A 24101-nucleotide genomic window follows, 5' to 3' on the forward strand; every position below is an offset into this window, starting at 1 on the left:
AACAAACGCTGAAACGTAATAGCTAAACAGCCACTAAATATGACCAGAACCGCACAATGCGTCATATCTTAGCCGCAAGCCGACCTGAACGAAATGCCCTTTTCAGAGACTGCGGCTCAGACCGCAGCGGCCAGATCGGGCTTGTCGCCGAGTAACGGCGTCTGCTGATCGTTCAGCCAGCGTGCCACCAACGGCCAAACTTCGGCCTGCGCCGCTTTGCTCACCAGCATCTCGACATGCCCGAAGTTGTCGCTGAAGCCCTGCTCGCGCCCCAGATTGACGAACTGTTTGTGCTCGGAGCCGATCTGCTCGAATAGCTTGCGACAGGCCCACGCCGGATCCTGATGATCGCCCGCTGCGGTCACGGCCAGCACCGGCACCTGAACCTCGCCCAGACCGGCCCACCAGTCCTTGTCCTTGTCGCCAAACCGCCCGAACAAGCCGTACCAGCGCATGCTTTCCAGCGCCAGACCGATCGGCTCGTCTTCCGGGCCGCGCTTGAGGCGCGAGCCAGACAACTGCGCGAAACGCTTGAGAATGAAGCGTCCACTCCACTCCACCGGTGGAATCTTCAGCGGCCAGTACGTGCGGCTGACTTGCGTGCCGAAAAACGCCGCAGAAGCCACCGCCGGTTCGCCAAGGTATTCGCCACCCAGCGCCGCTGCCAAGGTGATGCCACCCAGTGAATGGCCGATCCAGTGCGGCACCTGCCCACTCTGCTCGCGGACGAATGCAGCAATCGCCGGCAGATCGTAACGGGCGTAGTCGGCCACGCGGTTGCGCCGGTAGTCCTCATTGCGCTGCGACAGGCCGTGTCCGCGCATCTCCGGGATCCACACGTCGAAGCCCAGACGCGTCAGGTACGCGCCCAGTCCCAGGCCTTTGGGGGAAAACCAGAAGCGCCGGTTGGAAAAGCTGCCGTGCAGCAAAATCACCGGCACACCGCGAGGTGCCGTGTCATCGGCCATGCCCAAACGGGTCACGGCGATCTCCACGGACCAGTCCGGGCTGTTGCCGGGTTTGAGTCGATACACGTCTTCGCTCAGATCACCGCGACGTTCGGCGCTGATCAGAGCGACAGGAAACAGGTTGCTGCTGCTTTGCATAATGCTCTTGCACAAAAAAGGGCGGCATCTACAGGAGCCCGCCCTACTTCAATCTCAAAGCCCCCGACCTTTGTGGGAGCGGGCTTGCTCGCGAAAGCGGTGTATCAGCCAACATTTGTGGCGGATCTTATTCCGTCTTCGCGAGCAAGCCCGCTCCCACAGGGGAGGATGGCCGTTCACATATGGATCAAGCCTGCGCCTGACCTTCCGCGAGGAAGAACCAGGTTTCCAGCACGGAGTCCGGGTTCAGCGACACGCTTTCGATGCCCTGTTCCATCAGCCACTTGGCCAGATCCGGGTGGTCCGAAGGGCCTTGGCCGCAGATGCCGATGTACTTGCCGGCCTTGTTGCACGCGGCAATCGCGTTGGCCAGCAGCTTCTTGACCGCTGGATTACGCTCGTCGAACAGGTGCGCGATGATCCCGGAGTCACGGTCCAGGCCCAGGGTCAGCTGAGTCAGGTCGTTGGAACCGATCGAGAAACCGTCGAAGAATTCGAGGAATTCTTCAGCCAGGATCGCGTTGGATGGCAGTTCGCACATCATGATCACGCGCAGGCCGTTGTCGCCACGGGCCAGGCCGTTTTCGGCGAGCAGATCGACTACCTGACTGGCTTCGCCGAGGGTACGGACGAACGGCACCATGATTTCGACGTTGGTCAGGCCCATCTCGTTGCGCACGCGTTTCAGCGCACGGCACTCGAGTTCGAAGCAGTCACGGAACGATTCGCTGATGTAACGCGAAGCGCCACGGAAGCCCAGCATCGGGTTTTCTTCTTCCGGCTCGTACAGCTTGCCGCCGATCAGGTTGGCGTATTCGTTGGACTTGAAGTCCGACAGACGCACGATGACCTTCTTCGGCCAGAACGCTGCCGCGAGGGTGCTGATGCCTTCCACCAGTTTTTCGACGTAGAAGCCGACCGGATCGTTGTAACCGGCGATGCGCTTGTCGACGCTGTCCTTGATTTCCTGCGGCAGGCCGTCGTAGTTCAACAGCGCTTTCGGGTGGACGCCGATCATGCGGTTGATGATGAATTCCAGACGGGCCAGGCCGACACCGGCGTTCGGCAGCTGCGCGAAATCGAAGGCGCGGTCCGGGTTGCCGACGTTCATCATGATCTTGAACGGCAGCTCCGGCATGGCGTCCACGGAGTTTTTCTTGACGTCGAAGCCCAGCTCACCTTCGAAGATGTAACCGGTGTCGCCTTCGGCGCAGGACACGGTTACGCCCTGGCCATCCTTCAGCAGTTGGGTGGCGTTGCCGCAACCCACGACCGCTGGAATCCCCAGTTCACGGGCGATGATCGCCGCGTGGCAGGTACGCCCGCCACGGTTGGTGACGATGGCGCTGGCGCGTTTCATCACCGGTTCCCAGTCCGGGTCGGTCATGTCGGAAACCAGCACGTCGCCGGCCTGGACTTTGTCCATTTCCGAGACGTCCTTGATGATCCGCACTTTACCGGCGCCGATGCGCTGGCCGATGGCACGACCTTCAACCAGCACGGTGCCGGTTTCTTTCAGCAGGTAACGCTCCATGACGTTGGCCTGGGTGCGGCTCTTCACGGTTTCCGGACGGGCCTGCACGATGTACAGCTTGCCGTCGTCACCGTCCTTGGCCCACTCGATGTCCATCGGGCAGCCGTAGTGCTTCTCGATGATCATCGCCTGCTTGGCCAGCTCGCTGACTTCAGCATCGGTCAGGCAGAAACGTGCACGTTCGGCCTTGTCGACATCGACGGTCTTCACCGAACGACCGGCCTTGGCCTCGTCGCCGTAGATCATCTTGATCGCTTTGCTGCCGAGGTTGCGGCGCAGGATCGCCGGACGACCGGCGTCCAGGGTGCCTTTGTGCACGTAGAATTCGTCGGGGTTGACCGCGCCTTGTACGACGGTTTCGCCCAGGCCGTAAGCGCCGGTGATGAACACCACGTCACGGAAACCGGATTCGGTATCGAGGGTGAACATCACGCCGGCGGTACCGGTTTCCGAACGCACCATGCGCTGCACGCCGGCCGACAGGGCGACCAGTTTGTGGTCGAAGCCCTGGTGCACGCGGTAGGAAATTGCACGGTCGTTGAACAGCGAAGCGAACACCTCTTTGGCGGCGCGGATAACGTTTTCCACACCACGGATGTTCAGGAAGGTTTCCTGCTGGCCGGCAAACGATGCGTCCGGCAAGTCTTCGGCGGTGGCGGAAGAACGCACGGCCACGGCCACGTCAGGGTTACCGGCCGACAGCGCGGCGAACGCGGTGCGGATCTCGGTATTGAGTTTTTCAGGGAATTCGGCGTCCATGATCCATTGACGGATCTGCGCACCGGTCTTGGCCAGCGCGTTGACGTCATCGACGTCCAGGGCGTCGAGAGCCTTGTGGATCTGGTCGTTGAGGCCGCTCAGTTCGAGAAAGTCGCGATAGGCCTGCGCGGTGGTGGCAAAGCCGCCGGGGACCGACACACCGGCACCCGCCAGGTTGCTGATCATCTCGCCCAGGGATGCGTTCTTGCCCCCCACATGCTCAACATCGTGTTTGCCGAGCTTATCGAGGGAAACTACGTACTCTACCAAGGTGATCTCTCCACTAACTGTGTTGGAAAAGCTCAGAAACCGGCGGCTCGGGGGAGCGTTGGCCGGCTGTATGGCCTGGACCTGGAAAATAAGTGAGAATGCGGGCCAATGGCGGCCGGCAAATCGCGCCTATCATATCCAGAAATACTCTTTAGCTTAAGGCCCAAGGTGCAAATGAAACGATCTGCTTTCTTTATCTCCGATGGCACCGGCATTACCGCCGAAACCCTGGGTCAAAGCCTTCTGGCGCAGTTCGAAAACATTACCTTCACCAAGCTCACGCGGCCGTATATCGACAACGCGGACAAAGCGCGGGCCATGGTACAACAAATCAACAAAGCCGCCGAAACCGACGGCTTCCGTCCGATCATCTTCGACACCATCGTCAATCAGGACATCCGTGAGATTCTCGCAACGTCCAATGGTTTCATGATCGACATTTTCTCGACCTTCCTCGCCCCGCTCGAACAGGAACTGACCGAGCATTCTTCCTACACCGTCGGCAAGTCTCACTCGATCGGCCACAACTCCAATTACATGGAGCGCATCGAGGCGGTGAACTTCGCCCTCGACAACGACGACGGCGCGCGCACCCACTATTACGACAAGGCCGACCTGATACTAGTCGGCGTGTCGCGTTGTGGTAAGACGCCGACGTGTCTGTACATGGCGATGCAGTTCGGCATCCGTGCGGCCAACTACCCGCTGACCGAAGACGACATGGAGCGCCTGACCCTGCCGACCGCCCTGCGCGCCCATCAGCACAAGCTGTTCGGCCTGACCATCGACCCCGACCGCCTCACCGCGATCCGCAACGAGCGCAAACCCAACAGCCGCTATTCGAGCTATGCCCAGTGCGAATTCGAAGTGCGCGAAGTGGAAAACCTGTTCCGCCGCGAGAACATCCCGCACATCAACTCCACGCATTTTTCGGTGGAAGAGATTTCGGCGAAGATTCTGGTGGAGAAAGGCGTGGAGCGGCGTTTCAAATAGATTTGCTGCGTCTGCTTTGGCGCCTTCGCGAGCAAGCTCGCTCCCACAGGGTTTCAAAGTGTTGATGCATGTTGTGCCAGGCACAAAACCTTGTGGGAGCGGGCTTGCCCGCGAAGGCGGCGGCACATCCAGCATTGATGTTGCCTGACACACCGCTAGCGTGAGCAGGCTCACGCCCGCAATGGGTCTTCAATGCTCGCTTTGTCAGATGACAAACAGGTCGATAAAACGATTCACGGGGGTGGCCTCCAGCTGCGCCTGATCCTTGCACAACGCGAAGATCTCGCCACTGCGCTGCCCGGTGAATCGTGTCAGCAGATTGGCCTTCAACTTGTCCTCCAGCAATGGAATGCCTTCAACCCGGCGGCGCCGATGGCCGATCGGGTATTCGACCACCACGTTCTCGGTGCTGGAACCGTCCTTGAAAAACACCTGCACCGCGTTGGCAATCGAGCGCTTGTCGGCCTCCAGATACTCGCGGGTGAAACGCGGATCTTCGACGATGACCATCTTCTCGCGCAGCACATCGATGATCGGGTGCGCGGCATGGAAGTCGTCCTCGTATTGTTCGGCCAGCAGATTGCCGAACGCCAGCGGCACGGCGGTCATGTACTGGAGGCAGTGATCGCGGTCGGCGGCGTTGGCCAGCGGCCCGACCTTGGAAATAATGCGTATCGCCGACTCATGGGTGGTGATGACGATGCGGTCGATTTCATGCAAGCGGTTGCGCACCAACGGATGCAAGGTCACCGCCGCTTCGCAGGCCGTCTGCGCGTGGAACTCGGCGGGGAAGCTGATCTTGAACAGCACGTTTTCCATCACGTAACTGCCGTAGGGCCGCGAGAAACTGAAGGTGCGTTTGCCTTCCGGCTTGAGCGCCAGATCGTTATTGGTGTGGCTGAACGATACGTCGTAGAAGCCCCACTGTCTGGCCGTCAACACCCCGGGAATCCCCATCTCGCCGCGTAGCGCGATGTCGGCCAGACGCACACCGCGACTGGTGGCATCCCCCGCCGCCCAGGATTTACGCGAGCCGGCGTTCGGCGCATGGCGATAGGTGCGCAGCGCCTGACCATCGGCGAAGGCATGGGACAACGCTGACAGCAGTTGCTCGCGATTGGCACCCATCAGTTTCGCAGTGACCGCAGTCGAGGCGACTTTCACCAGCAGAACGTGGTCGAGGCCGACGCGGTTGAACGAGTTTTCCAGGGCGATCACGCCTTGGATCTCGTGGGCCATGATCATCGCTTCCAGCACATCGCGAATTGTCAGCGGACTCTCGCCATTGGCAATGCGCTTCTGCGAAAGATGATCGGCCACCGCAAGAATCCCGCCGAGGTTGTCCGACGGATGGCCCCACTCGGCAGCGAGCCAGGTGTCGTTGTAATCGAGCCAGCGCACGATGCAGCCGATGTCCCACGCGGCTTTCACCGGGTCGAGGCGATAGGAGGTGCCCGGCACCCGTGCGCCGAACGGCACCACGGTGCCCTCGACGATGGGTCCGAGGTGTTTGGTGCATTCGGGAAAACGCAGCGCCAGCAGACCACAGCCCAAGGTGTCCATCAGGCAGTTGCGGGCGGTGTCGAGGGCTTCGGCAGATTCGACGTTGAAGGTGAGGACGTAATCGGCGATGTCCTGCAGGACACGGTCGTAGTCGGGGCGGTTATTCTGGTCGACGTTGGCGCTCATGTTCGATTCACTCTTGCAGTGGTTCGTTGATGGGACCTCGGTTCAGGCTGATTTTCTTATATTTGAAATGCAATCCCTGTGGGAGCGAGCTTGCTCGCGAAGACGGTGGGTCAGCCGGCGAAAATGCCGACTGACACTACGCCTTCGCGAGCAAGCTCGCTCCCACCGGGATTGCGTGTTACTTAAAAAGAATCACCTGGAATACGGACGTAGCCTTCCATCAGCACCCGTGCACTGCGGCTCATGATGGCTTTTTTCACCACCCACTCACCGTTCTCCAGGCTGGCCTCGGCACCGACGCGCAAGGTGCCGGACGGATGGCCGAAGCGCACTGCGGTGCGTTCAACGCCGCCGGCGGCGAGGTTCACCAGGGTGCCGGTGATCGCCGCCGCCGTGCCAATCGCCACCGCTGCCGTGCCCATCATCGCGTGGTGCAGTTTGCCCATCGACAATGCACGCACCAACAGATCGACATCAGCGGCAGCAATTGCCTTGCCGCTGGACGCGACGTAATCCGCAGGCTTGGCGACAAACGCGACTTTCGGCGTGTGCTGTCGCTTGGCCGCTTCGTCCAGATTCGCAATCAGGCCCATGCGCAATGCACCGTAGGCGCGGATAGTTTCGAACATCTGCAGCGCTTGCGGATCACTGTTGATCGCGCTCTGCAGCTCGGTGCCGGTGTAGCCGATGTCTGCGGCGTTGACGAAAATCGTCGGGATCCCGGCGTTGATCATGGTCGCCTGGAACGTGCCGACACCCGGCACCTCAAGCTGATCGATCAGGTTGCCGGTGGGGAACATCGAACCGCCGCCGCCCTCTTCTTCCGCCGCCGGATCGATGAATTCGACCTGCACTTCGGCCGCCGGAAAGGTCACGCCGTCGAGCTCGAAATCGCCGGTTTCCTGGACTTCGCCATTGGTGATCGGCACGTGGGCGATGATGGTCTTGCCGATGTTGGCCTGCCACACGCGCACCACCGCCACGCCGTTGTGCGGAATGCGGCTGGCCTCCACCAGACCGTTGCTGATGGCGAACGAACCGACCGCCGCCGAGAGGTTGCCGCAGTTGCCGCTCCAGTCGACGAATGGCTTGTCGATCGACACCTGACCGAACAGGTAATCGACGTCGTGATCAGCCTTGATGCTTTTCGACAGGATCACGGTTTTGCTGGTGCTCGACGTGGCGCCGCCCATACCGTCGATCTGTTTGTCGTACGGGTCGGGGCTGCCGATCACCCGCAACAGCAAGGCATCGCGGGCCGGACCGGGAATCTGCGCCGCTTCGGGCAGATCCTTGAGGCTGAAGAACACGCCTTTGCTGGTGCCGCCGCGCATGTAGGTGGCGGGGATCTTGATCTGCGGTGCGAACTTAGCTGCGTGAGCCATGGTGCTCCTTAACGAAGACATGGGACTTGAAGTCCCCTGCCCACATCAGTTGATTTAAACGGCAACCGCCGACTCTTCAAGGAAGTCCTGAGCGAAGCGCTGCAACACGCCGCCGGCCTCGTAGATCGACACTTCTTCAGCGGTATCCAGACGGCAGGTCACCGGCACTTCAACGCGTTCGCCGTTCTTGCGGTGGATCACCAGCCTGAGGTCGGCGCGCGGGGTGCGGGCACCGATCACGTCGTAGGTTTCGCTGCCGTCGATGGCCAAGGTGTGGCGGTCGGTGCCCGGTTTGAACTCCAGCGGCAACACGCCCATGCCCACCAGGTTGGTGCGATGGATACGCTCGAAACCTTCGGCGACGATCGCTTCCACACCCGCCAGACGCACGCCCTTGGCCGCCCAGTCGCGGGACGAACCCTGACCGTAGTCGGCACCGGCGATGATGATCAGCGGCTGCTTGCGTTCCATGTAGGTTTCGATGGCTTCCCACATGCGCATGACTTTGCCTTCCGGCTCGACCCGCGCCAGCGACCCCTGTTTGACCTTGCCGTTTTCCTGAACCATTTCATTGAACAGTTTCGGGTTGGCGAAGGTCGCGCGTTGCGCGGTCAAGTGGTCGCCGCGGTGCGTGGCGTAGGAGTTGAAGTCCTCTTCCGGCAGGCCCATTTTCGCCAGGTATTCGCCGGCGGCGCTGTCGAGCATGATCGCGTTGGAGGGTGACAGGTGATCGGTGGTGATGTTGTCCGGCAGCACCGCCAGCGGGCGCATGCCCTTCAGCGGCCGCGCACCGGCCAGCGCACCTTCCCAGTACGGCGGACGCCGAATGTAGGTGCTCATCTCGCGCCAGTCGTACAGCGGCGTGACTTTCGGGCCGGTGTCTTCGTGGACGGCGAACATCGGAATGTAGACCTGACGGAACTGCTCCGGCTTGACCGATGACTTCACCACCGCGTCGATTTCTTCGTCGCTCGGCCAGATGTCTCTCAGGCGGATTTCCTTGCCGTCGACCACGCCCAGCACATCCTTCTCGATGTCGAAACGGATGGTCCCGGCGATGGCGTACGCGACCACCAGCGGCGGCGACGCGAGGAACGCCTGTTTGGCGTACGGGTGAATTCGGCCGTCGAAGTTACGGTTGCCGGAGAGCACGGCCGTCGCATACAGATCGCGGTCGATGATCTCTTGCTGGATCACCGGATCGAGGGCGCCGGACATGCCGTTGCAAGTGGTGCAGGCAAACGCGACGACGCCGAAACCGAGTTGCTCCAGCTCGGTGGTCAGCCCTGCCTCGTCGAGGTACAGCGCCACGGTTTTCGACCCCGGTGCCAGCGAGGATTTGACCCACGGCTTGCGGGTCAGGCCGAGCTTGTTGGCGTTGCGCGCCAGCAGACCGGCGGCGATCACGTTGCGCGGGTTGCTGGTGTTGGTGCAGCTGGTGATGGCAGCGATGATCACCGCGCCATCAGGCATTTGCCCCGGCACGTCATCCCATTGCCCGGAGATGCCTTTGGCCGCCAGATCCGCCACCGCCACGCGGGCGTGCGGGTTGCTCGGGCCGGCCATGTTGCGCACCACCGACGACAAGTCGAACGTCAGGCCGCGCTCGTATTGCGCGCCTTTGAGGCTGTCAGCCCACAGACCGTTGAGTTTGGCGTACTGCTCGACGAGCTGCACTTGCTGGTCTTCGCGACCGGTGAGTTTCAAGTAGTCGATGGTCTGCTGGTCGATGTAGAACATCGCCGCGGTGGCGCCGTATTCCGGGGCCATGTTGGAGATGGTCGCGCGGTCGCCGAGGGTCAGCGCGGACGCGCCTTCGCCAAAGAACTCCAGCCAGGCGCCGACGACTTTCTGTTTGCGCAGGTATTCGGTCAGCGCCAGCACCATGTCGGTGGCGGTGATGCCCGGTTGCAGCTTGCCGGTCAGTTCGACGCCGACGCTCTCCGGCAGGCGCATCCACGAGGCGCGGCCGAGCATCACGCTCTCGGCTTCGAGGCCACCGACGCCGATGGCGATCACGCCCAGCGCATCGACGTGCGGGGTGTGGCTGTCGGTGCCGACGCAGGTGTCGGGGAACGCCACGCCGTCGCGCACCTGGATCACCGGGGACATTTTCTCCAGGTTGATCTGGTGCATGATGCCGTTGCCCGGCGGGATCACGTCGACGTTCTTGAAGGCCTTTTTGGTCCAGTTGATGAAGTGGAAACGGTCTTCGTTGCGCCGGTCTTCGATGGCGCGGTTCTTCTCGAACGCCTGCTTGTCGAAACCGCCCGCTTCCACCGCCAGCGAGTGGTCAACGATCAGTTGCGTCGGCACCACCGGGTTGACCTGCGCCGGGTCACCACCCTGTTGCGCAATCGCGTCACGCAGGCCGGCGAGGTCGACCAGCGCGGTCTGGCCGAGAATGTCGTGGCACACCACACGCGCCGGGAACCACGGGAAGTCGAGGTCGCGTTTGCGTTCGATCAGTTGTTTCAGCGAATCGGTGAGCGTGGCCGGATCGCAGCGACGCACGAGGTTTTCCGCCAGCACGCGGGAGGTGTACGGCAGGGTGTCGTAGCTGCCGGGCTGAATCGCCTCGACCGCCGCACGGACGTCGAAATAATCCAGGGAACTGCCGGGCAGGTTTTTGCGGAATGCTGTGTTCATCGGGTCAGGACTCGGGTCACGGTAGTTTCAAAGGGAGGGGCCGGACATCAACCCTGAAATTCACACTGAACCCTGTGGGAGCGAGCTTGCTCGCGAAGACGGACTGACATTCAACATCAATGTCGACTGATCTACCGCATTCGCGAGCAAGCTCGCTCCCACAGGATCTGGGTAATTTCAATGCCGATGATTGGCCCTCCCCATTCAGCGACGTTCGATTGGCACGAACTTGCGCTGTTCGACGCCGACGTACTCGGCGCTTGGACGGATGATGCGGTTGTTGGCGCGCTGTTCGAACACGTGCGCGGCCCAGCCGGTCAGGCGCGAGCAGACGAAGATCGGCGTGAACAGCTTGGTCGGGATGCCCATGAAGTGGTACGCCGAGGCATGGTAGAAGTCGGCGTTGGGGAACAGTTTTTTCTGCTCCCACATGGTCTTGTCGATGGCTTCGGAGACCGGGAACAGCACCTTGTCACCGACTTCGTCGGCGAGTTTTTTCGACCAGCCCTTGATCACCTCGTTACGCGGATCGCTGTCCTTATAGATCGCGTGGCCGAAGCCCATGATCTTGTCCTTACGCTCGAGCATGCCAAGGGTGCCTTTGATCGCCTCTTCCGGCGACGAGAAGCGCTCGATCATTTCCATTGCCGCCTCGTTGGCGCCGCCATGCAGCGGGCCACGCAGCGAACCGATAGCCGCAGTGACGCAGGAATACAGGTCGGACAGGGTCGATGCGCAAACGCGAGCGGTAAACGTCGAGGCGTTGAATTCGTGCTCGGCGTAAAGGATCAGCGACACGTTCATCACTTTGACGTGCAGTTCGCTCGGCTTCTTGTCGTGCAGCAGGTGCAGGAAGTGGCCGCCGATCGATGGCTCGTCGCTGACGCAGTTGATGCGTTTGCCGTCGTGGCTGAAGCGATACCAGTAGCACATGATCGCCGGGAATGCGGCGAGCAGACGGTCGGTCTTGTCGCGCTGTTCGGAAAAATCCTTCTCCGGTTCAAGGTTGCCGAGGAACGAGCAACCGGTGCGCATCACGTCCATCGGGTGAGCGTCGGCGGGGATGCGTTCAAGCACTTCTTTCAGTGCCTGCGGCAGGTCGCGCAGCTTGCTCAGCTTTTGCTGGTAGGCGTCGAGTTGTGCCAGGGTCGGCAGTTCGCCGTACAGCAGCAGGTACGCGACTTCTTCGAACTGCGCGTCGGCTGCCAGTTCACGCACGTCGTAACCGCGATAGGTCAGCCCGGCACCGGCCTGGCCCACGGTGGACAGTGCGGTTTGCCCGGCAACCTGGCCCCGGAGCCCGGCGCCACTGAGTACTTTTGCTTCGGCCATTGCTGTCTCCAATTTTCTTGAATTTGTAGGGGAAACGTGTGGGAGCGGGCTTGCTCGCGAATGCGTCGTGTCAGTCACATCGATATTGACTGATCCACCGCTTTCGCGAGCAAGCTCGCTCCCACAGGGTTTGATTCAGCCTTTCTTCTGTGCAAACAACGCATCAAGCTTCTGCTCGAACGTGTGGTAATCGATGCGATCGTAAAGCTCCATGCGCGTCTGCATGGTGTCGATGACATTCTGCTGGGTGCCGTCGCGGCGGATCGCGGTGTAGACGTTTTCCGCGGCCTTGTTCATCGCGCGGAACGCCGACAGCGGGTACAGCACCAGCGACACGTCGGCGCCGGCCAGTTGCTCGGTGGTGTACAGCGGTGTCGAGCCGAACTCGGTGATGTTGGCGAGGATCGGCGCCTTCACGCGGTTGGCGAACAGCTTGTACATCTCAAGCTCGGTGATGGCTTCCGGGAAGATCATGTCGGCGCCGGCCTCGATGCACGCCGCTGCGCGATCAAGCGCCGACTCCAGACCTTCCACCGCCAGCGCGTCAGTCCGCGCCATGATCACGAAGCTGTCGTCGGTACGGGCATCGACCGCTGCCTTGATGCGGTCGACCATTTCCTGCTGGCTGACGATTTCCTTGTTCGGACGGTGGCCGCAGCGCTTGGCGCCGACCTGGTCCTCGATGTGAATCGCCGCCGCGCCGAACTTGATCATCGACTTCACGGTGCGCGCCACGTTGAACGCCGACGAACCGAAACCGGTGTCGACATCCACCAGCAGCGGCAGATCGCAGACGTCGGTGATGCGCCGCACGTCGGTGAGCACGTCATCCAGGCCGGTGATGCCCAGATCCGGCACGCCGAGCGAGCCTGCGGCCACCCCGCCACCGGACAGGTAGATCGCCTTGAACCCGGCGCGCTTGGCCAGCAGCGCGTGGTTGGCGTTGATCGCGCCGACCACCTGCAATGGATGCTCGCTGGCGACCGCATCGCGGAAACGCTGGCCTGGAGTGTTCTGCTTGGAACTCATGACTCACCTCGTTCAGTGGCTGTCTTATTGTCGGCGCCGTCCTGGTAATGACGGGCGATATTGCGTTTCGAGGCGCCGATGTGGCGGCGCATCAACAATTCCGCGAGTTCGCCGTCACGGTCGGCGATGGCATCGAGAATCCGGTGGTGTTCGGCGAAGGCCTGACGCGGGCGGTTGGGCGTGGTGGAAAACTGGATGCGGTACATACGCACCAGTTGGTACAGCTCGCCGCAGAGCATCTGCGTCAGCGTGCGGTTGCCGCTGCCCTGGATGATCCGGTAGTGAAAGTCGAAATCGCCTTCCTGCTGGTAATAGCCGACGCCAGCCTGGAACGCCGCGTCGCGCTCGTGGGTTTCCAGCACCCGGCGCAGTTCGTCGATTTCTTCGACGCTCATGCGTTCGGCCGCCAGCCGACAGGCCATGCCTTCAAGGGATTCGCGGATTTCGTAGAGTTCGAGCAATTCGGCATGGCTGAGCGACACCACCCGCGCGCCGACATGCGGTACGCGCACCAGCAGTCGCTGACCTTCAAGCCGATGAATGGCCTCGCGCAGCGGCCCGCGACTGATGCCGTAGGTACGCGCCAGTTCAGGCTCGGAGATCTTGCTGCCCGGGGCGATCTCGCCTTTGACGATGGCCGCCTGAATGCGCCGGAAGACGTTTTCCGAGAGCGTCTCGGAATCGTCGCCGCTGATGACCGGGGGATCGAGTTGATCCAGCATGATTGTCGACACCTTTAAATCCAATGCGGCAAAAATTAGCCAATTAGCCGGCATCAGTCAAAGGATAAATGGATATTGTCGACAATCGTCTAATAACCCTAAGCGACCCTTCATTAGCGCTTGACCCTGTGGGAGCGAGCTTGCTCCGGGCGGCGTTCCGACGAAGACGTACTGACATTCAACATCAATGTCGACTGATCTACCGCTTTCGCGAGCAAGCTCGCTCCCACAGGAATTGCGAAGGGTTATAGACCGGCCCAAGCGCTGGCGCCATAAAACCACCGTGCTAGAATGCCGCCCGCATTTGCTGGCCATTTGTACGGCTTGTCATAAAAAGCTGATAGGCACACGAAGGAGCTTGCGCAGTATTGCCAGGAACCTGAACCGAAAACGGAACGCTGCGCACCAGGATTTATGAGACTCAAGCCCTTCCCCACATTTTTTGCGCTGTTTTGCCTGCCCGGCCTCGCCGCGGCGGGGGAAAAAACCGTGTACGGCCTCAACGAATATGCAGCGCTTGACGGCATCAATCTGCAAGTCGCGGCGAAACTCGACACCGGCGCCAAAACCGCCTCGTTGAGCGCCCGCGACATCAAACGCTTCAAACGCAACGGCGAGTCCTGGGTGCGTTTCTACCTGGCGATCGACGCTGCGCACTCGCACCCGATCGAGCGGCCGCTGGCCCGGGTCAGCAAGATCAAACGCCGCGCTGGCGACTACGACCCGGAAGAAGGTAAGAAATACACCGCGCGCCCGGTGATCGAGCTGGATATCTGCATGGGCACGGCGCTGCGCAGCATCGAAGTGAACCTGACCGACCGAAGTGCGTTCCAATACCCGCTTTTGATCGGCTCCGAAGCCTTGAAACGCTTCGACGCGCTGGTCGACCCCAGTCTTAAATACGCTGCCGGCAAACCTGCCTGCACCATCGCCGCTCATACCGCCGAGTAATTTCCATGCGTTCTCTAACCTTCCACCTGAAAATCCTGATCACCATTCTGGTGCTCCTGGGCGTTTCGGTTACGGCCTATCAGATTTTCGTGCTCGGCATCCCGGTGACCGAAGACGCCACCGACGACTTGTGGAACATCGACGCCAAAGTCGAGTTCGTCGCCAGCACCAAGGACCCGGTGAAGGTCCAGATGTTCGTGCCACCGCTGAGCCGCGATTACGTCAGCCTCAACGAAAGCTTTATCTCCAATAACTACGGCGTGGCAGTCAACCGGGTCGACGGCAACCGCAAGGTCACCTGGTCGGCGCGCCGGGCCAAGGGCAACCAGACCCTGTATTACCGTCTGGTGCTGACCAAGCGCTACACCGCGGAAAAATCCAAGATCAAAGGCCCGACCTTCCGCGACAGCATCGCCATCGAAGGCCCGGAAAAAATCGCCGCCGAAGCCCTGCTCGCGCCGATCCGCCAGCACTCGGCCGACGTCGAGACCTTCATTGGCGAAGCGATCAAACGCGTCAACAACGCCAACGACGACAACGTCAAACTGCTGCTGGCCGGCGACCCGTCGACACCGCACAAGGCGAAGATCGTCGAACTGCTGCTGTCGATCGCCCACGTGCCGGTAGAAAAAGTCCACACCATCCGCCTCGTTGCCGATCAACCACAAACCCCGGAACTGTGGCTGCGCAGTTTCAACGGTAACGACTGGCTGTACTTCAACCCGGAAACCGGCGAGCAAGGCCTGCCGACCGACCGCCTGCTGTGGTGGACCGGTGATGAAAACCTGATCACCATCGAGGGCGCGAAGAAAGCCAACGTGACCTTCAGCCTGAACAACAGCGAAATGAACGCGATTCGTTTGGCCAAGCTGACCGACGAAAACACCGACGCCAACTTCCTCGAATACTCGCTCTACGGCCTGCCGCTGCAGACTCAGCAGACGTTCATGATCATGGTGATGATCCCGATCGGCGTGCTGGTGATCCTGATCTTGCGCAACCTGATCGGCCTGCAGACCCTCGGCACCTTCACCCCGGTGCTGATCGCCCTGGCCTTCCGCGAAACGCAACTGGGCTTCGGCATCCTGCTGTTTACCGTGATCACCGCGCTGGGCCTGTCGTTACGTTCGTACCTGGAACATTTGAAGCTGCAGATGCTGCCGCGCCTGTCGGTGGTCTTGACCTTCGTCGTGGTGCTGATTGCCGCCATCAGTCTGTTCAGCCACAAGTTGGGCCTGGAGCGCGGTCTGTCGGTGGCGCTGTTCCCGATGGTGATTCTGACCATGACCATCGAACGCCTGTCGATCACCTGGGAAGAACGCGGTGCCAGCCATGCCATGAAAGTGGCGATCGGCACGCTGTTCGCGGCATCGCTGGCGCACCTGATCATGACCGTGCCCGAGCTGGTGTACTTCGTGTTCACCTTCCCGGCGATCCTGCTGATTCTGGTCGGTTTCATGCTGGCGATGGGTCGCTATCGCGGCTATCGCCTGACCGAGCTGGTGCGCTTCAAGGCTTTCCTGAAGAAGGCTGACGCCTGATGTTCGGTTTCTGGAAGACCTGGAAGGCTCTGGAGGCGCGGGGCATCATGGGCATCAATCGGCGTAACGCCGACTACGTGCTCAAGTACAACAAGCGCAGCCTGTACCCGATCGTCGATGACAAGATCATCACCAAGGAGCGCGCGATCGAGGCCGGCATTCATGTGCCGGAGCTGTACGGCGTGATCTCCACGGAGAAGGAAATCGACAAGCTCGACGAGATCATCGGCGGGCGTAACGACTTCGTGATCAAGCCGGCTCAAGGTGCGGGCGGTGACGGCATCATCGTCATCGCTGACCGCTTCGAGGGCCGCTATCGCACGGTGTCGGGCAAGATCCTTGCTCACGAAGAACTCGAGCACCACATCTCGAGCATCCTCACCGGCCTGTATTCGCTGGGCGGTCACCGCGACCGCGCGCTGATCGAATACCGGGTGACCCCCGACCAGATCTTCAAAAGCATCAGCTACGAAGGCGTGCCGGACATCCGCATCATCGTGCTGATGGGCTATCCGGTGATGGCCATGCTGCGTTTGCCGACCCGCCAGTCCGGCGGCAAGGCCAACCTGCACCAGGGCGCCATCGGTGTCGGCGTCGACCTCGCCACCGGCCTGACCCTGCGCGGCACCTGGCTGAACAACATCATCAACAAACACCCCGACACCACCAATGCGGTGGATGGCGTGCAACTGCCCTACTGGGACGGTTTCATGAAACTCGCCGCCGGTTGTTATGAACTGTGCGGGCTGGGCTATATCGGTGTGGACATGGTGCTGGACCAGGAGAAAGGCCCGCTGATTCTCGAGCTGAACGCGCGGCCGGGGCTGAATATCCAGATTGCCAACGATTGCGGGCTGACCCAGCGTACGCATGCGGTCGAGGCGCATCTGGAAGAGCTGAAGGCGCTTGGGGTGACCGAGTCGGTTGAGGAACGGGTGGCGTTCACTCAGGAAATGTTTGGGCATATTCCGGCGGTCGAGGGCTGATCCCTGTGGCGAGGGAGCTAGCTCCCGCTCGGCTGCGCAGCAGTCGTAAGATTTTGGGGAGCGCTTCGCACTCCAGCGGGAGCAAGCTCCCTCGCCACAGGTTGCTCGTCAGCCGCTGCGGATCTGCCAATCCCCGACATCCCCTCTAGGAGCAATTCCCTGAGAGGACTACAATCCCCACCCCGCCTCGATGGCCGATCTGCCCCGCCCATGTTGACCTGTTCCGTACACCCGCTGCCCTACCGCGCCAACCCCGCCGATTACTTCGCGGCCATCCGCCATGCGCCCGGCGCCGTGCTGCTCGACAGCGGCCGGCCAAGTGCCGACCGTGGCCGTTATGACCTGCTCAGCGCCTGGCCGCTGGAACACCTGGCGGTGTTGCCTGACGAAAGCGGCAGCGTTTTCCTGCAACGCCTGCGCGATAATCTGAGCCGTCTGGGCGAAGCGCAGCTGCCTGGCGAATATGACCTGCCCTTCGCCGGCGGCCTGATCGGCTATCTGAGTTACGACTTTGGCCGGCATCTGGAACACCTGCCGAGCCAGGCCCGGGACGATCTGCAATTGCCCGACGCACGGTTCGGCCTGTACGACTGGGCGCTGATCAGCGATCACCAGAGCGCCACCAGCCAACTGGTGTTTCACCCGTCGCTGGCCAACAGCGAGCGGCAACGACTGATCGCGTTGTTCAGCCAACCGACTTCAGCAACGCTGACGCCATTCAAGCTGGACACACCGATGACCGCCGACCTGTCGCCGGACGACTATCGCCAGGCGCTGGAACGCATTCATCAATACATCCAGGCCGGCGACTGCTATCAGGTCAACTTCGCCCAGCGTTTCCGCGCACCGTGTCAGGGCGATCCGTGGCTGGCCTATTGCGCGTTGCGCGAGGCCTGCCCGACGCCGTTTTCCGGTTTTCAGAGCCTGCCCGACGGCGACGCGGTGCTGAGCCTGTCGCCGGAGCGCTTCGTCAAAGTCAGCCAGCGTCAGGTGGAAACCCGCCCGATCAAAGGCACCCGCCCCCGTGGCCTGACACCTGCCGAAGACGCTGCCAACGCCGCCGAACTGCTGGCCAGCCCCAAGGATCGCGCGGAAAACCTGATGATCGTCGACCTGCTGCGCAACGACCTCGGCCGCACCTGCCGCATCGGCTCGGTGCGGGTGCCGGAGCTGTTCAGCCTGGAAAGCTATCCCAACGTGCATCACCTGGTCAGCAGCGTGACCGGTGAACTGGCGGATGACCGCGACGCCCTCGACCTGATTGCCGGCAGCTTCCCCGGCGGCTCGATCACCGGCGCACCGAAGATCCGCGCGATGCAGATCATCGATGAACTGGAGCCAACAAGGCGCGGGTTGTACTGCGGTTCATTGCTGTATCTGGATGTGCGCGGCGAGATGGACAGCTCCATCGCGATTCGCAGTCTGTTGGTCAAGGATGGGCGGGTGTGCTGCTGGGGTGGCGGCGGGATCGTGGCCGACTCGGACTGGCAGGCGGAGTATCAGGAGTCGATTACCAAGGTAAGAATCCTCCTCGACACCCTGCAAAACCTATAACTTTTTGTGGCGAGGGAGCTTGCTCCCGCTGGAGTGCGAAGCGCTCCCCAAAATCTTACGACTGCTGCGCAGCCGAGCGGGAGCAAGCTCCCTCGCCACAATGTTGTAATTACAAACTCAAATCCCGGTTCGAGGCCTTGAGAAACTCCTGCTTCAACTCGGCAAACGTATGCACCGCCGGGAACTGCGGGAACTCGCGAATCACATTGTCCGGCGCGTGGAACAGAATCCCCGCATCCGCCTCGCCGAGCATGCTCGTGTCGTTATACGAATCCCCCGCCGCAATCACCCGGTAGTACAGGCTCTTGAACGCCAGCACCGACTGACGCTTGGGATCTTTCTGACGCAATTGATAGCCGGTCACTCGCCCGCTGTCGTCGGTGATCAGGCGGTGGCAAAGCAAGGTCGGGAAGCCCAGCTGACGCATCAGCGGCTGGGAGAATTCGTAGAAAGTGTCCGAGAGAATCACCACCTGGAAGCGCTCGCGCAGCCAGTCGACGAACTCCACCGCGCCGTCCAGCGGCTTGAGGGTGGCGATCACTTCCTGAATGTCCGAGAGTTTCAGGCCGTGCTCGTCGAGGATGCGCAGGCGCTGCTTCATCAGCACGTCGTAATCGGGAATGTCCCGGGTGGTGGCCTTGAGGGAGTCGATTCCGGTTTTTTCGGCGAAGGCGATCCAGATTTCCGGCACCAGTACCCCTTCCAGATCCAGGCAAGCAATTTCCACAAGACACTCCCGTTTGTAGTGATTATTGAGTCGAGCGAGCCCGAACTCTAGCGACTCCCCCGCCACCGCGCAACGCAGCGGGCGCCCCGTACCCCGCCGCTTTTTGTTAACATCGCCGCCATATAGAGCGCCCAGCGCCACCGACCTGTAGGAAGCCGCCCTGATGAGCCCAACGTTCGATGTCGTGGAACTCGCCACGACCTATGCCAACAAATCCGCCCAGGACATCCTGAAACTCGCGTTTGCCGAGTTCGGTGATGAGCTGTGGATCTCTTTCAGTGGCGCCGAGGATGTGGTGCTGGTGGACATGGCCTGGAAGCTGAACAAGAACGTCAAGGTGTTCAGCCTCGACACCGGCCGCCTGCACCCGGAGACCTACCGCTTCATCGATCAGGTGCGCGAGCACTACAAGATCGACGTCGAACTGGTGTCGCCGGACTACACGAAACTCGAACCGTTCGTGAAGGAAAAGGGCCTGTTCAGTTTCTACAGGGACGGCCATGGCGAGTGCTGCGGCATCCGCAAGATCGAACCGCTGCGGCGCAAACTGTCCGGCGTCAAAGCCTGGGCCACCGGCCAGCGCCGCGACCAGAGCCCGGGCACCCGCAGCGCCGTGGCCGTGCTGGAGATCGACACCGCGTTTTCTACCCCGGAACGCACGCTCTACAAGTTCAACCCGCTGGCGCAGATGACCAGCGAAGAGATCTGGGGCTACATCCGCATGCTCGAGCTGCCGTACAACAGCCTGCATGAACGCGGCTTCATCAGCATCGGCTGCGAACCCTGCACCCGCCCGGTGCTGCCGAACCAGCACGAGCGCGAAGGCCGTTGGTGGTGGGAAGAAGCGACGCAGAAAGAGTGCGGGCTGCATGCGGGGAATATCATCAGCAAGGCGTAAATCTCTGCCTCAATGATGCCCCCCTGTGGGAGCGAGCTTGCTCGCGAAAGCGGTCTGACAGTCACCGGATTTGTTGACTGGAAAGACGCCTTCGCGAGCAAGCTCGCTCCCACATTTGCTTCGTGGTGCCATGAAAAAATGTGTACACAAGAATGTCACCATCGGTGCCATTTATGTGTGCACTTTTTGTTTTCACGCCCTGAAAAGTTACATCTCCTATGAATATCCCTGCGCTTTGCCCCCTCCGCAAAATCCCCCGCAAAAAATAAATACCTGTTCAATCGGTCAATTTATAACCACTTATTTTCAAATACTTAGCGCTCATCGATAACTTTTCGAAATGAGCGTAGCGCTGCATAGATCGCTGACTGGCACAGATCTCGCTTGAGTGCATACATGTTTTGTATACAAAACCGCAAAACATGACCACACACTTTCGATCCGCAAGCCTGAAGCGCCCTATCCCGTACAGGCTGCAGATGCCCCGTAACCAGTGATGTCTGCTGGCCGCGCCGAAGATTTGTCGAGCCCTGGGCTCATGCACAGTCATCGCGGCCCGCCCATCAGGAGCCTGCCGGAATGCGTACAAGTCTCTCCAACAACATCGCGCTGAATCTGCCCGCCTCTGCCCTCGACCAGCCATTGCCCGACACGGGTCTGGCTCAACCGTTACAACTCAGCCCGCGCCTGCACAACCGCGACCTGGCACCGACCCGCGCCGAAGGTCGGCGCTGGGGCAAATACAGCATCTTTGCCCTGTGGACCAACGATGTGCACAACATCGCCAACTACTCGTTCGCCATCGGCCTGTATGCGTTGGGTCTGGGGGGCTGGCAGATTCTGCTGTCGCTGGGGATCGGCGCGGCGCTGGTGTACTTCTTCATGAACCTGTCCGGCTACATGGGACAGAAAACCGGGGTGCCGTTTCCGGTGATCAGCCGGATCAGTTTCGGCATCCACGGCGCGCAGATTCCGGCATTGATCCGGGCGGTGATCGCCATCGCCTGGTTCGGCATTCAGACGTATCTGGCGTCGGTGGTATTTCGCGTGCTGCTGACGGCGATTCATCCTGGCTTCGCCGATTACGACCACAACTCGATCCTCGGTCTGTCGACTTTGGGCTGGGTATGCTTCGTGGCGATCTGGTTCGTGCAACTGGCGATCCTCGCCTACGGCATGGAAATGGTCCGCCGTTACGAGGCCTTTGCCGGCCCGGTGATTCTGCTGACCGTCGCCGCCCTCGCCGCGTGGATGTACACCCAGGCCAACGCAACCATCGCCTGGTCAATCCGCGAACCGCTGACCGGCGGCGAAATGTGGCGCAACATCTTTGCCGGCGGCGCGCTGTGGCTGGCGATCTACGGCACGCTGATCCTGAACTTCTGCGACTTCGCCCGCTCCTCGCCGTGCCGCAAGACCATCAAGATCGGTAACTTCTGGGGCCTGCCGGTGAACATATTGGTGTTCGCCGCCATCACCGTCCTGCTCTGCGGTGCGCAATTCCAGATCAACGGGCGGATCATCGAAAGCCCGACCGAGATCATCGCTTCGATCCCCAACACGTTCTTTCTGGTGCTGGGTTGCCTGGCGTTCCTGATCGTCACCGTGGCGGTGAACATCATGGCCAACTTCGTCGCCCCGGCCTTCGTCCTCAGCAACCTGGCGCCGAAGTACCTGACCTTCCGCCGCGCTGGGCTGATCAGCGCGACCCTCGCCGTGCTGATCCTGCCGTGGAACCTCTACAACAGCCCGCTGGTGATCGTGTATTTCCTGTCCGGTCTCGGCGCCCTGCTCGGCCCGTTGTACGGGGTGATCATGGTCGACTACTGGCTGATCCGCAAAGGCCGGATCCATGTCCCGCAGCTCTACAGCGAAGACCCCAATGGCGCCTATTACTACAGCCGCGGGGTGAATTTCCGCGCGGTGGCGGCGTTCATTCCTGCGGCTTTGATCGCCATCGTCCTGGCGCTGGTGCCGGGTTTCCACAGCATCTCGCCGTTCTCCTGGCTGGTGGGCGCCGGCATTGCCGGAATGCTCTACCTGATCATTGCCAAACGTCAGCCGCACTACGCCGACGTCAGCGGCGAATCGATCGCCGTCGACAACGTCAGCCATTAACTTCCTCGCGGCCCGGACTTCGGGCCGCTGAACTGCCCGCAATAAGGACTTCTCATGCGTATTCTTGTGGTCAACGTCAACACCACCGAATCCATCACCCAGGCCATCGCCCGCTCGGCGCAAGCGGTCGCCGCCCCCGGTACGGAAATCGTCGGCCTGACGCCGTTCTTCGGCGCGGACTCGGTGGAAGGTAATTTCGAAAGCTATCTTGCGGCCATCGCCGTGATGGACCGAGTGATGTCCTACGACCAACCGTTCGACGCGGTGATTCAGGCCGGCTACGGCGAACACGGGCGCGAAGGCTTGCAGGAGCTGCTCAACGTACCGGTGGTGGACATCACCGACGCCGCTGCCAGTACCGCGATGTTTCTCGGCCACGCCTATTCGGTGGTGACCACGCTGGATCGCACCGTGCCGCTGATCGAGGATCGGCTGAAACTCTCGGGCCTGTGGGATCGCTGTGCCTCGGTGCGGGCCAGCGGCCTGGCGGTGCTGGAGCTGGAACATGAACCGCAGCGCGCGCTGGAAGCCATCGTGCAGCAGGCGGAACTGGCGGTGACTCAGGACAAGGCCGAAGTGATTTGCCTGGGCTGCGGCGGCATGGCCGGGCTGGATGAACAGATCCGTCGCCGCACCGGGGTGCCGGTGGTGGATGGTGTGACGGCGGCGGTGACCATCGCTGAATCGCTGGTGCGATTGGGGTTATCGACGTCCAAGGTGCGGACTTACGCGACGCCACGACCGAAGCAGATCATTGGCTGGGCGCAGCGGTTTGCCCGGTAGACCGGGTTATCGTTCATCGCGGGCAAGCCACGCTCCCACAGGTTTCGCGTTGTATCACCATCATGTGAACGACGAAGAACCTGTGGGAGCGTGGCTTGCCCGCGATGGCATCACCTCGGTACCAAAGTCCTGCTCAGACAGCACTGAACCGCTGCGCCAACCCCCGCTGCGCAAACTGCTCAATCAAAAAATCGACAAACGCCCGGGTTTTGCCCGGCAGCAACTTGTGTTCGGCGTAATAGATCGAGGTGTAGCCGTCGTCGATGTACCAGTCCGGCAGCACCCGCTGCAACCGGCCCGACTCCAGATACCCCGAGGCAAACGGCATGCTCACCAAGGCAATGCCCAGGCCCTGGCAGGCCGCGATGCAAGCGGCTTCGGAGTCGCTCATGGTCATGCGCGCCTTGAGCGTCAAAGGGCGACAGACCTGAGGATCACGACCGGTCAACTGCCAGGAACGTACGCGCCCGGTTTGCGGCGAGCGAATCAGAATGCCGTCGTGGTACTTGAGTTCGTCCGGCTCTGTAATGGCCGGATTGCCCTGCAAATAATCCGTGGACGCCACCAACACTCGATGCGCCGGACTCAACCTGCGTGCCACCACCCCTTGGGGCAATTCGAAACCGCCACCGATGGCCGCATCGAAACCCTGGCCGATCAAATCGACCTGACGGTTATCGAAATGCCAATCCGGGCTGATTGCCGGGTAGCGCCGTAGAAACTCGCCGAGCATCGGCACGATGTGCAGGCAGCCGAAAGCCGTGCCCATGCTGACCTTCAGCGACCCCGCCGGCAGTCCTTCGACACTCGACAGATTGGCCACGGCATTCTGAATGGTGGTCAGACTGCCACTGACCTGACTCAAAAACAGCTGACCGGCCTCAGTCAGGGTCAGGCTGCGTGTACTACGCTGGAACAGCCTTACCCCGAGGCGCACCTCGAGCTTCGCCACACTCTTGCCGACGGCGGCCGGGGTCAGGCTCAAGCGCCGGGCGGCTTCGGCGAAACTGCCGACTTCGGCGCTGCGTACAAAGCATTCGATGCTGCTGAACGTTTCCATGATCGTCACTATAAA

General features: G+C 61.2%; 18 protein-coding genes. 8 read left to right on the plus strand and 10 right to left on the minus strand.

The window, feature by feature from the left end:
• Window positions 1–116: 116 nt before the first annotated feature.
• Window positions 117–1106, minus strand: coding sequence for an alpha/beta fold hydrolase (locus PMI25_RS01885; protein ID WP_007960914.1), 990 nt, complete (start codon window positions 1104–1106; stop codon window positions 117–119).
• Between the two features lie 187 nt (window positions 1107–1293).
• Window positions 1294–3669: a phosphoenolpyruvate synthase gene (ppsA, locus tag PMI25_RS01890; RefSeq protein ID WP_007960913.1), complete on the minus strand. Its 2376-nt coding sequence runs from the start codon at window positions 3667–3669 to the stop codon at window positions 1294–1296.
• Between the two features lie 174 nt (window positions 3670–3843).
• On the opposite strand from ppsA, the gene ppsR reads away from it, so the two are divergent.
• Entirely contained in the window at window positions 3844–4662 is an 819-nt protein-coding gene (gene ppsR, locus PMI25_RS01895; protein ID WP_007960912.1) for a posphoenolpyruvate synthetase regulatory kinase/phosphorylase PpsR, read from the plus strand.
• Between the two features lie 204 nt (window positions 4663–4866).
• Here the strand turns inward: ppsR and prpD are convergent, their stop codons facing one another.
• The 6 genes from prpD to PMI25_RS01925 form a co-directional block, all read right to left on the minus strand.
• Window positions 4867–6351, minus strand: coding sequence for a 2-methylcitrate dehydratase (gene prpD / locus PMI25_RS01900; RefSeq protein WP_007960911.1), 1485 nt, complete (start codon window positions 6349–6351; stop codon window positions 4867–4869).
• Between the two features lie 182 nt (window positions 6352–6533).
• Window positions 6534–7736, minus strand: a complete 1203-nt coding sequence (prpF, locus tag PMI25_RS01905; protein ID WP_007960910.1) for a 2-methylaconitate cis-trans isomerase PrpF — start codon at window positions 7734–7736, stop codon at window positions 6534–6536.
• A 54-nt stretch (window positions 7737–7790) separates the two neighbouring features.
• Window positions 7791–10385: a Fe/S-dependent 2-methylisocitrate dehydratase AcnD gene (acnD, locus tag PMI25_RS01910; protein ID WP_007960901.1), complete on the minus strand. Its 2595-nt coding sequence runs from the start codon at window positions 10383–10385 to the stop codon at window positions 7791–7793.
• A 204-nt stretch (window positions 10386–10589) separates the two neighbouring features.
• Window positions 10590–11717, minus strand: coding sequence for a bifunctional 2-methylcitrate synthase/citrate synthase (gene prpC, locus PMI25_RS01915; RefSeq protein WP_007960899.1), 1128 nt, complete (start codon window positions 11715–11717; stop codon window positions 10590–10592).
• Between the two features lie 135 nt (window positions 11718–11852).
• Window positions 11853–12746: a methylisocitrate lyase gene (prpB, locus tag PMI25_RS01920; RefSeq protein WP_007960897.1), complete on the minus strand. Its 894-nt coding sequence runs from the start codon at window positions 12744–12746 to the stop codon at window positions 11853–11855.
• Window positions 12743–13465 (minus strand): GntR family transcriptional regulator, encoded by a 723-nt coding sequence (locus tag PMI25_RS01925; RefSeq protein ID WP_169432611.1) that lies wholly within the window; start codon window positions 13463–13465, stop codon window positions 12743–12745. The genes prpB and PMI25_RS01925 overlap by 4 nt, the downstream gene beginning before the upstream one ends.
• Window positions 13466–13882: 417 nt before the next feature.
• Between PMI25_RS01925 and rloA the strand changes: the two genes are divergently transcribed.
• From rloA to pabB, 4 genes are all read left to right on the plus strand, one after another.
• Window positions 13883–14419, plus strand: a complete 537-nt coding sequence (rloA, locus tag PMI25_RS01930) for a retropepsin-like aspartic peptidase RloA (RefSeq protein ID WP_007960896.1) — start codon at window positions 13883–13885, stop codon at window positions 14417–14419.
• A 5-nt stretch (window positions 14420–14424) separates the two neighbouring features.
• A complete protein-coding gene (gene rloB / locus PMI25_RS01935) occupies window positions 14425–15960 on the plus strand; it encodes an osmotic stress tolerance membrane protein RloB (protein WP_007960894.1) in 1536 nt (511 codons plus the stop codon).
• Window positions 15960–16946 carry an alpha-L-glutamate ligase-like protein gene (locus PMI25_RS01940; RefSeq protein ID WP_007960892.1) on the plus strand — a complete coding sequence of 329 codons (987 nt, stop codon included), beginning with the start codon at window positions 15960–15962 and terminating at the stop codon, window positions 16944–16946. Before rloB ends, PMI25_RS01940 begins: the two co-directional genes overlap by 1 nt.
• Window positions 16947–17156: 210 nt before the next feature.
• Entirely contained in the window at window positions 17157–18500 is a 1344-nt protein-coding gene (gene pabB, locus PMI25_RS01945; protein ID WP_024164415.1) for an aminodeoxychorismate synthase component I, read from the plus strand.
• A 109-nt stretch (window positions 18501–18609) separates the two neighbouring features.
• Here the strand turns inward: pabB and thrH are convergent, their stop codons facing one another.
• The gene (gene thrH / locus PMI25_RS01950) at window positions 18610–19227 is read right to left on the minus strand and encodes a bifunctional phosphoserine phosphatase/homoserine phosphotransferase ThrH (protein WP_007966306.1); all 618 of its coding nucleotides are present in this window, start codon (window positions 19225–19227) and stop codon (window positions 18610–18612) included.
• 163 nt (window positions 19228–19390) lie between these two features.
• Here thrH and PMI25_RS01955 point away from each other — a divergent pair, with 163 nt between their 5' ends.
• The 3 genes from PMI25_RS01955 (at window position 19391) to PMI25_RS01965 (ending at window position 23026) form a co-directional block, all read left to right on the plus strand.
• The gene (locus PMI25_RS01955) at window positions 19391–20125 is read left to right on the plus strand and encodes a phosphoadenylyl-sulfate reductase (RefSeq protein WP_007966307.1); all 735 of its coding nucleotides are present in this window, start codon (window positions 19391–19393) and stop codon (window positions 20123–20125) included.
• A gap of 579 nt (window positions 20126–20704) precedes the next feature.
• Window positions 20705–22243 (plus strand): NCS1 family nucleobase:cation symporter-1, encoded by a 1539-nt coding sequence (locus PMI25_RS01960; RefSeq protein ID WP_007966308.1) that lies wholly within the window; start codon window positions 20705–20707, stop codon window positions 22241–22243.
• Window positions 22244–22297: 54 nt separating this feature from the next.
• On the plus strand, window positions 22298–23026 hold the full coding sequence (locus PMI25_RS01965; RefSeq protein WP_007966310.1) for an aspartate/glutamate racemase family protein: 729 nt from the start codon (window positions 22298–22300) through the stop codon (window positions 23024–23026).
• Window positions 23027–23159: 133 nt separating this feature from the next.
• On the opposite strand, the gene PMI25_RS01970 is transcribed toward PMI25_RS01965, so the two are convergent.
• Window positions 23160–24086, minus strand: a complete 927-nt coding sequence (locus PMI25_RS01970) for a LysR family transcriptional regulator (protein ID WP_007966311.1) — start codon at window positions 24084–24086, stop codon at window positions 23160–23162.
• Between the last annotated feature and the right edge of the window lie 15 nt (window positions 24087–24101).

Origin of the sequence: Pseudomonas sp. GM30 (assembly GCF_000282275.2) — a bacterium.
Lineage (GTDB): Bacteria > Pseudomonadota > Gammaproteobacteria > Pseudomonadales > Pseudomonadaceae > Aquipseudomonas.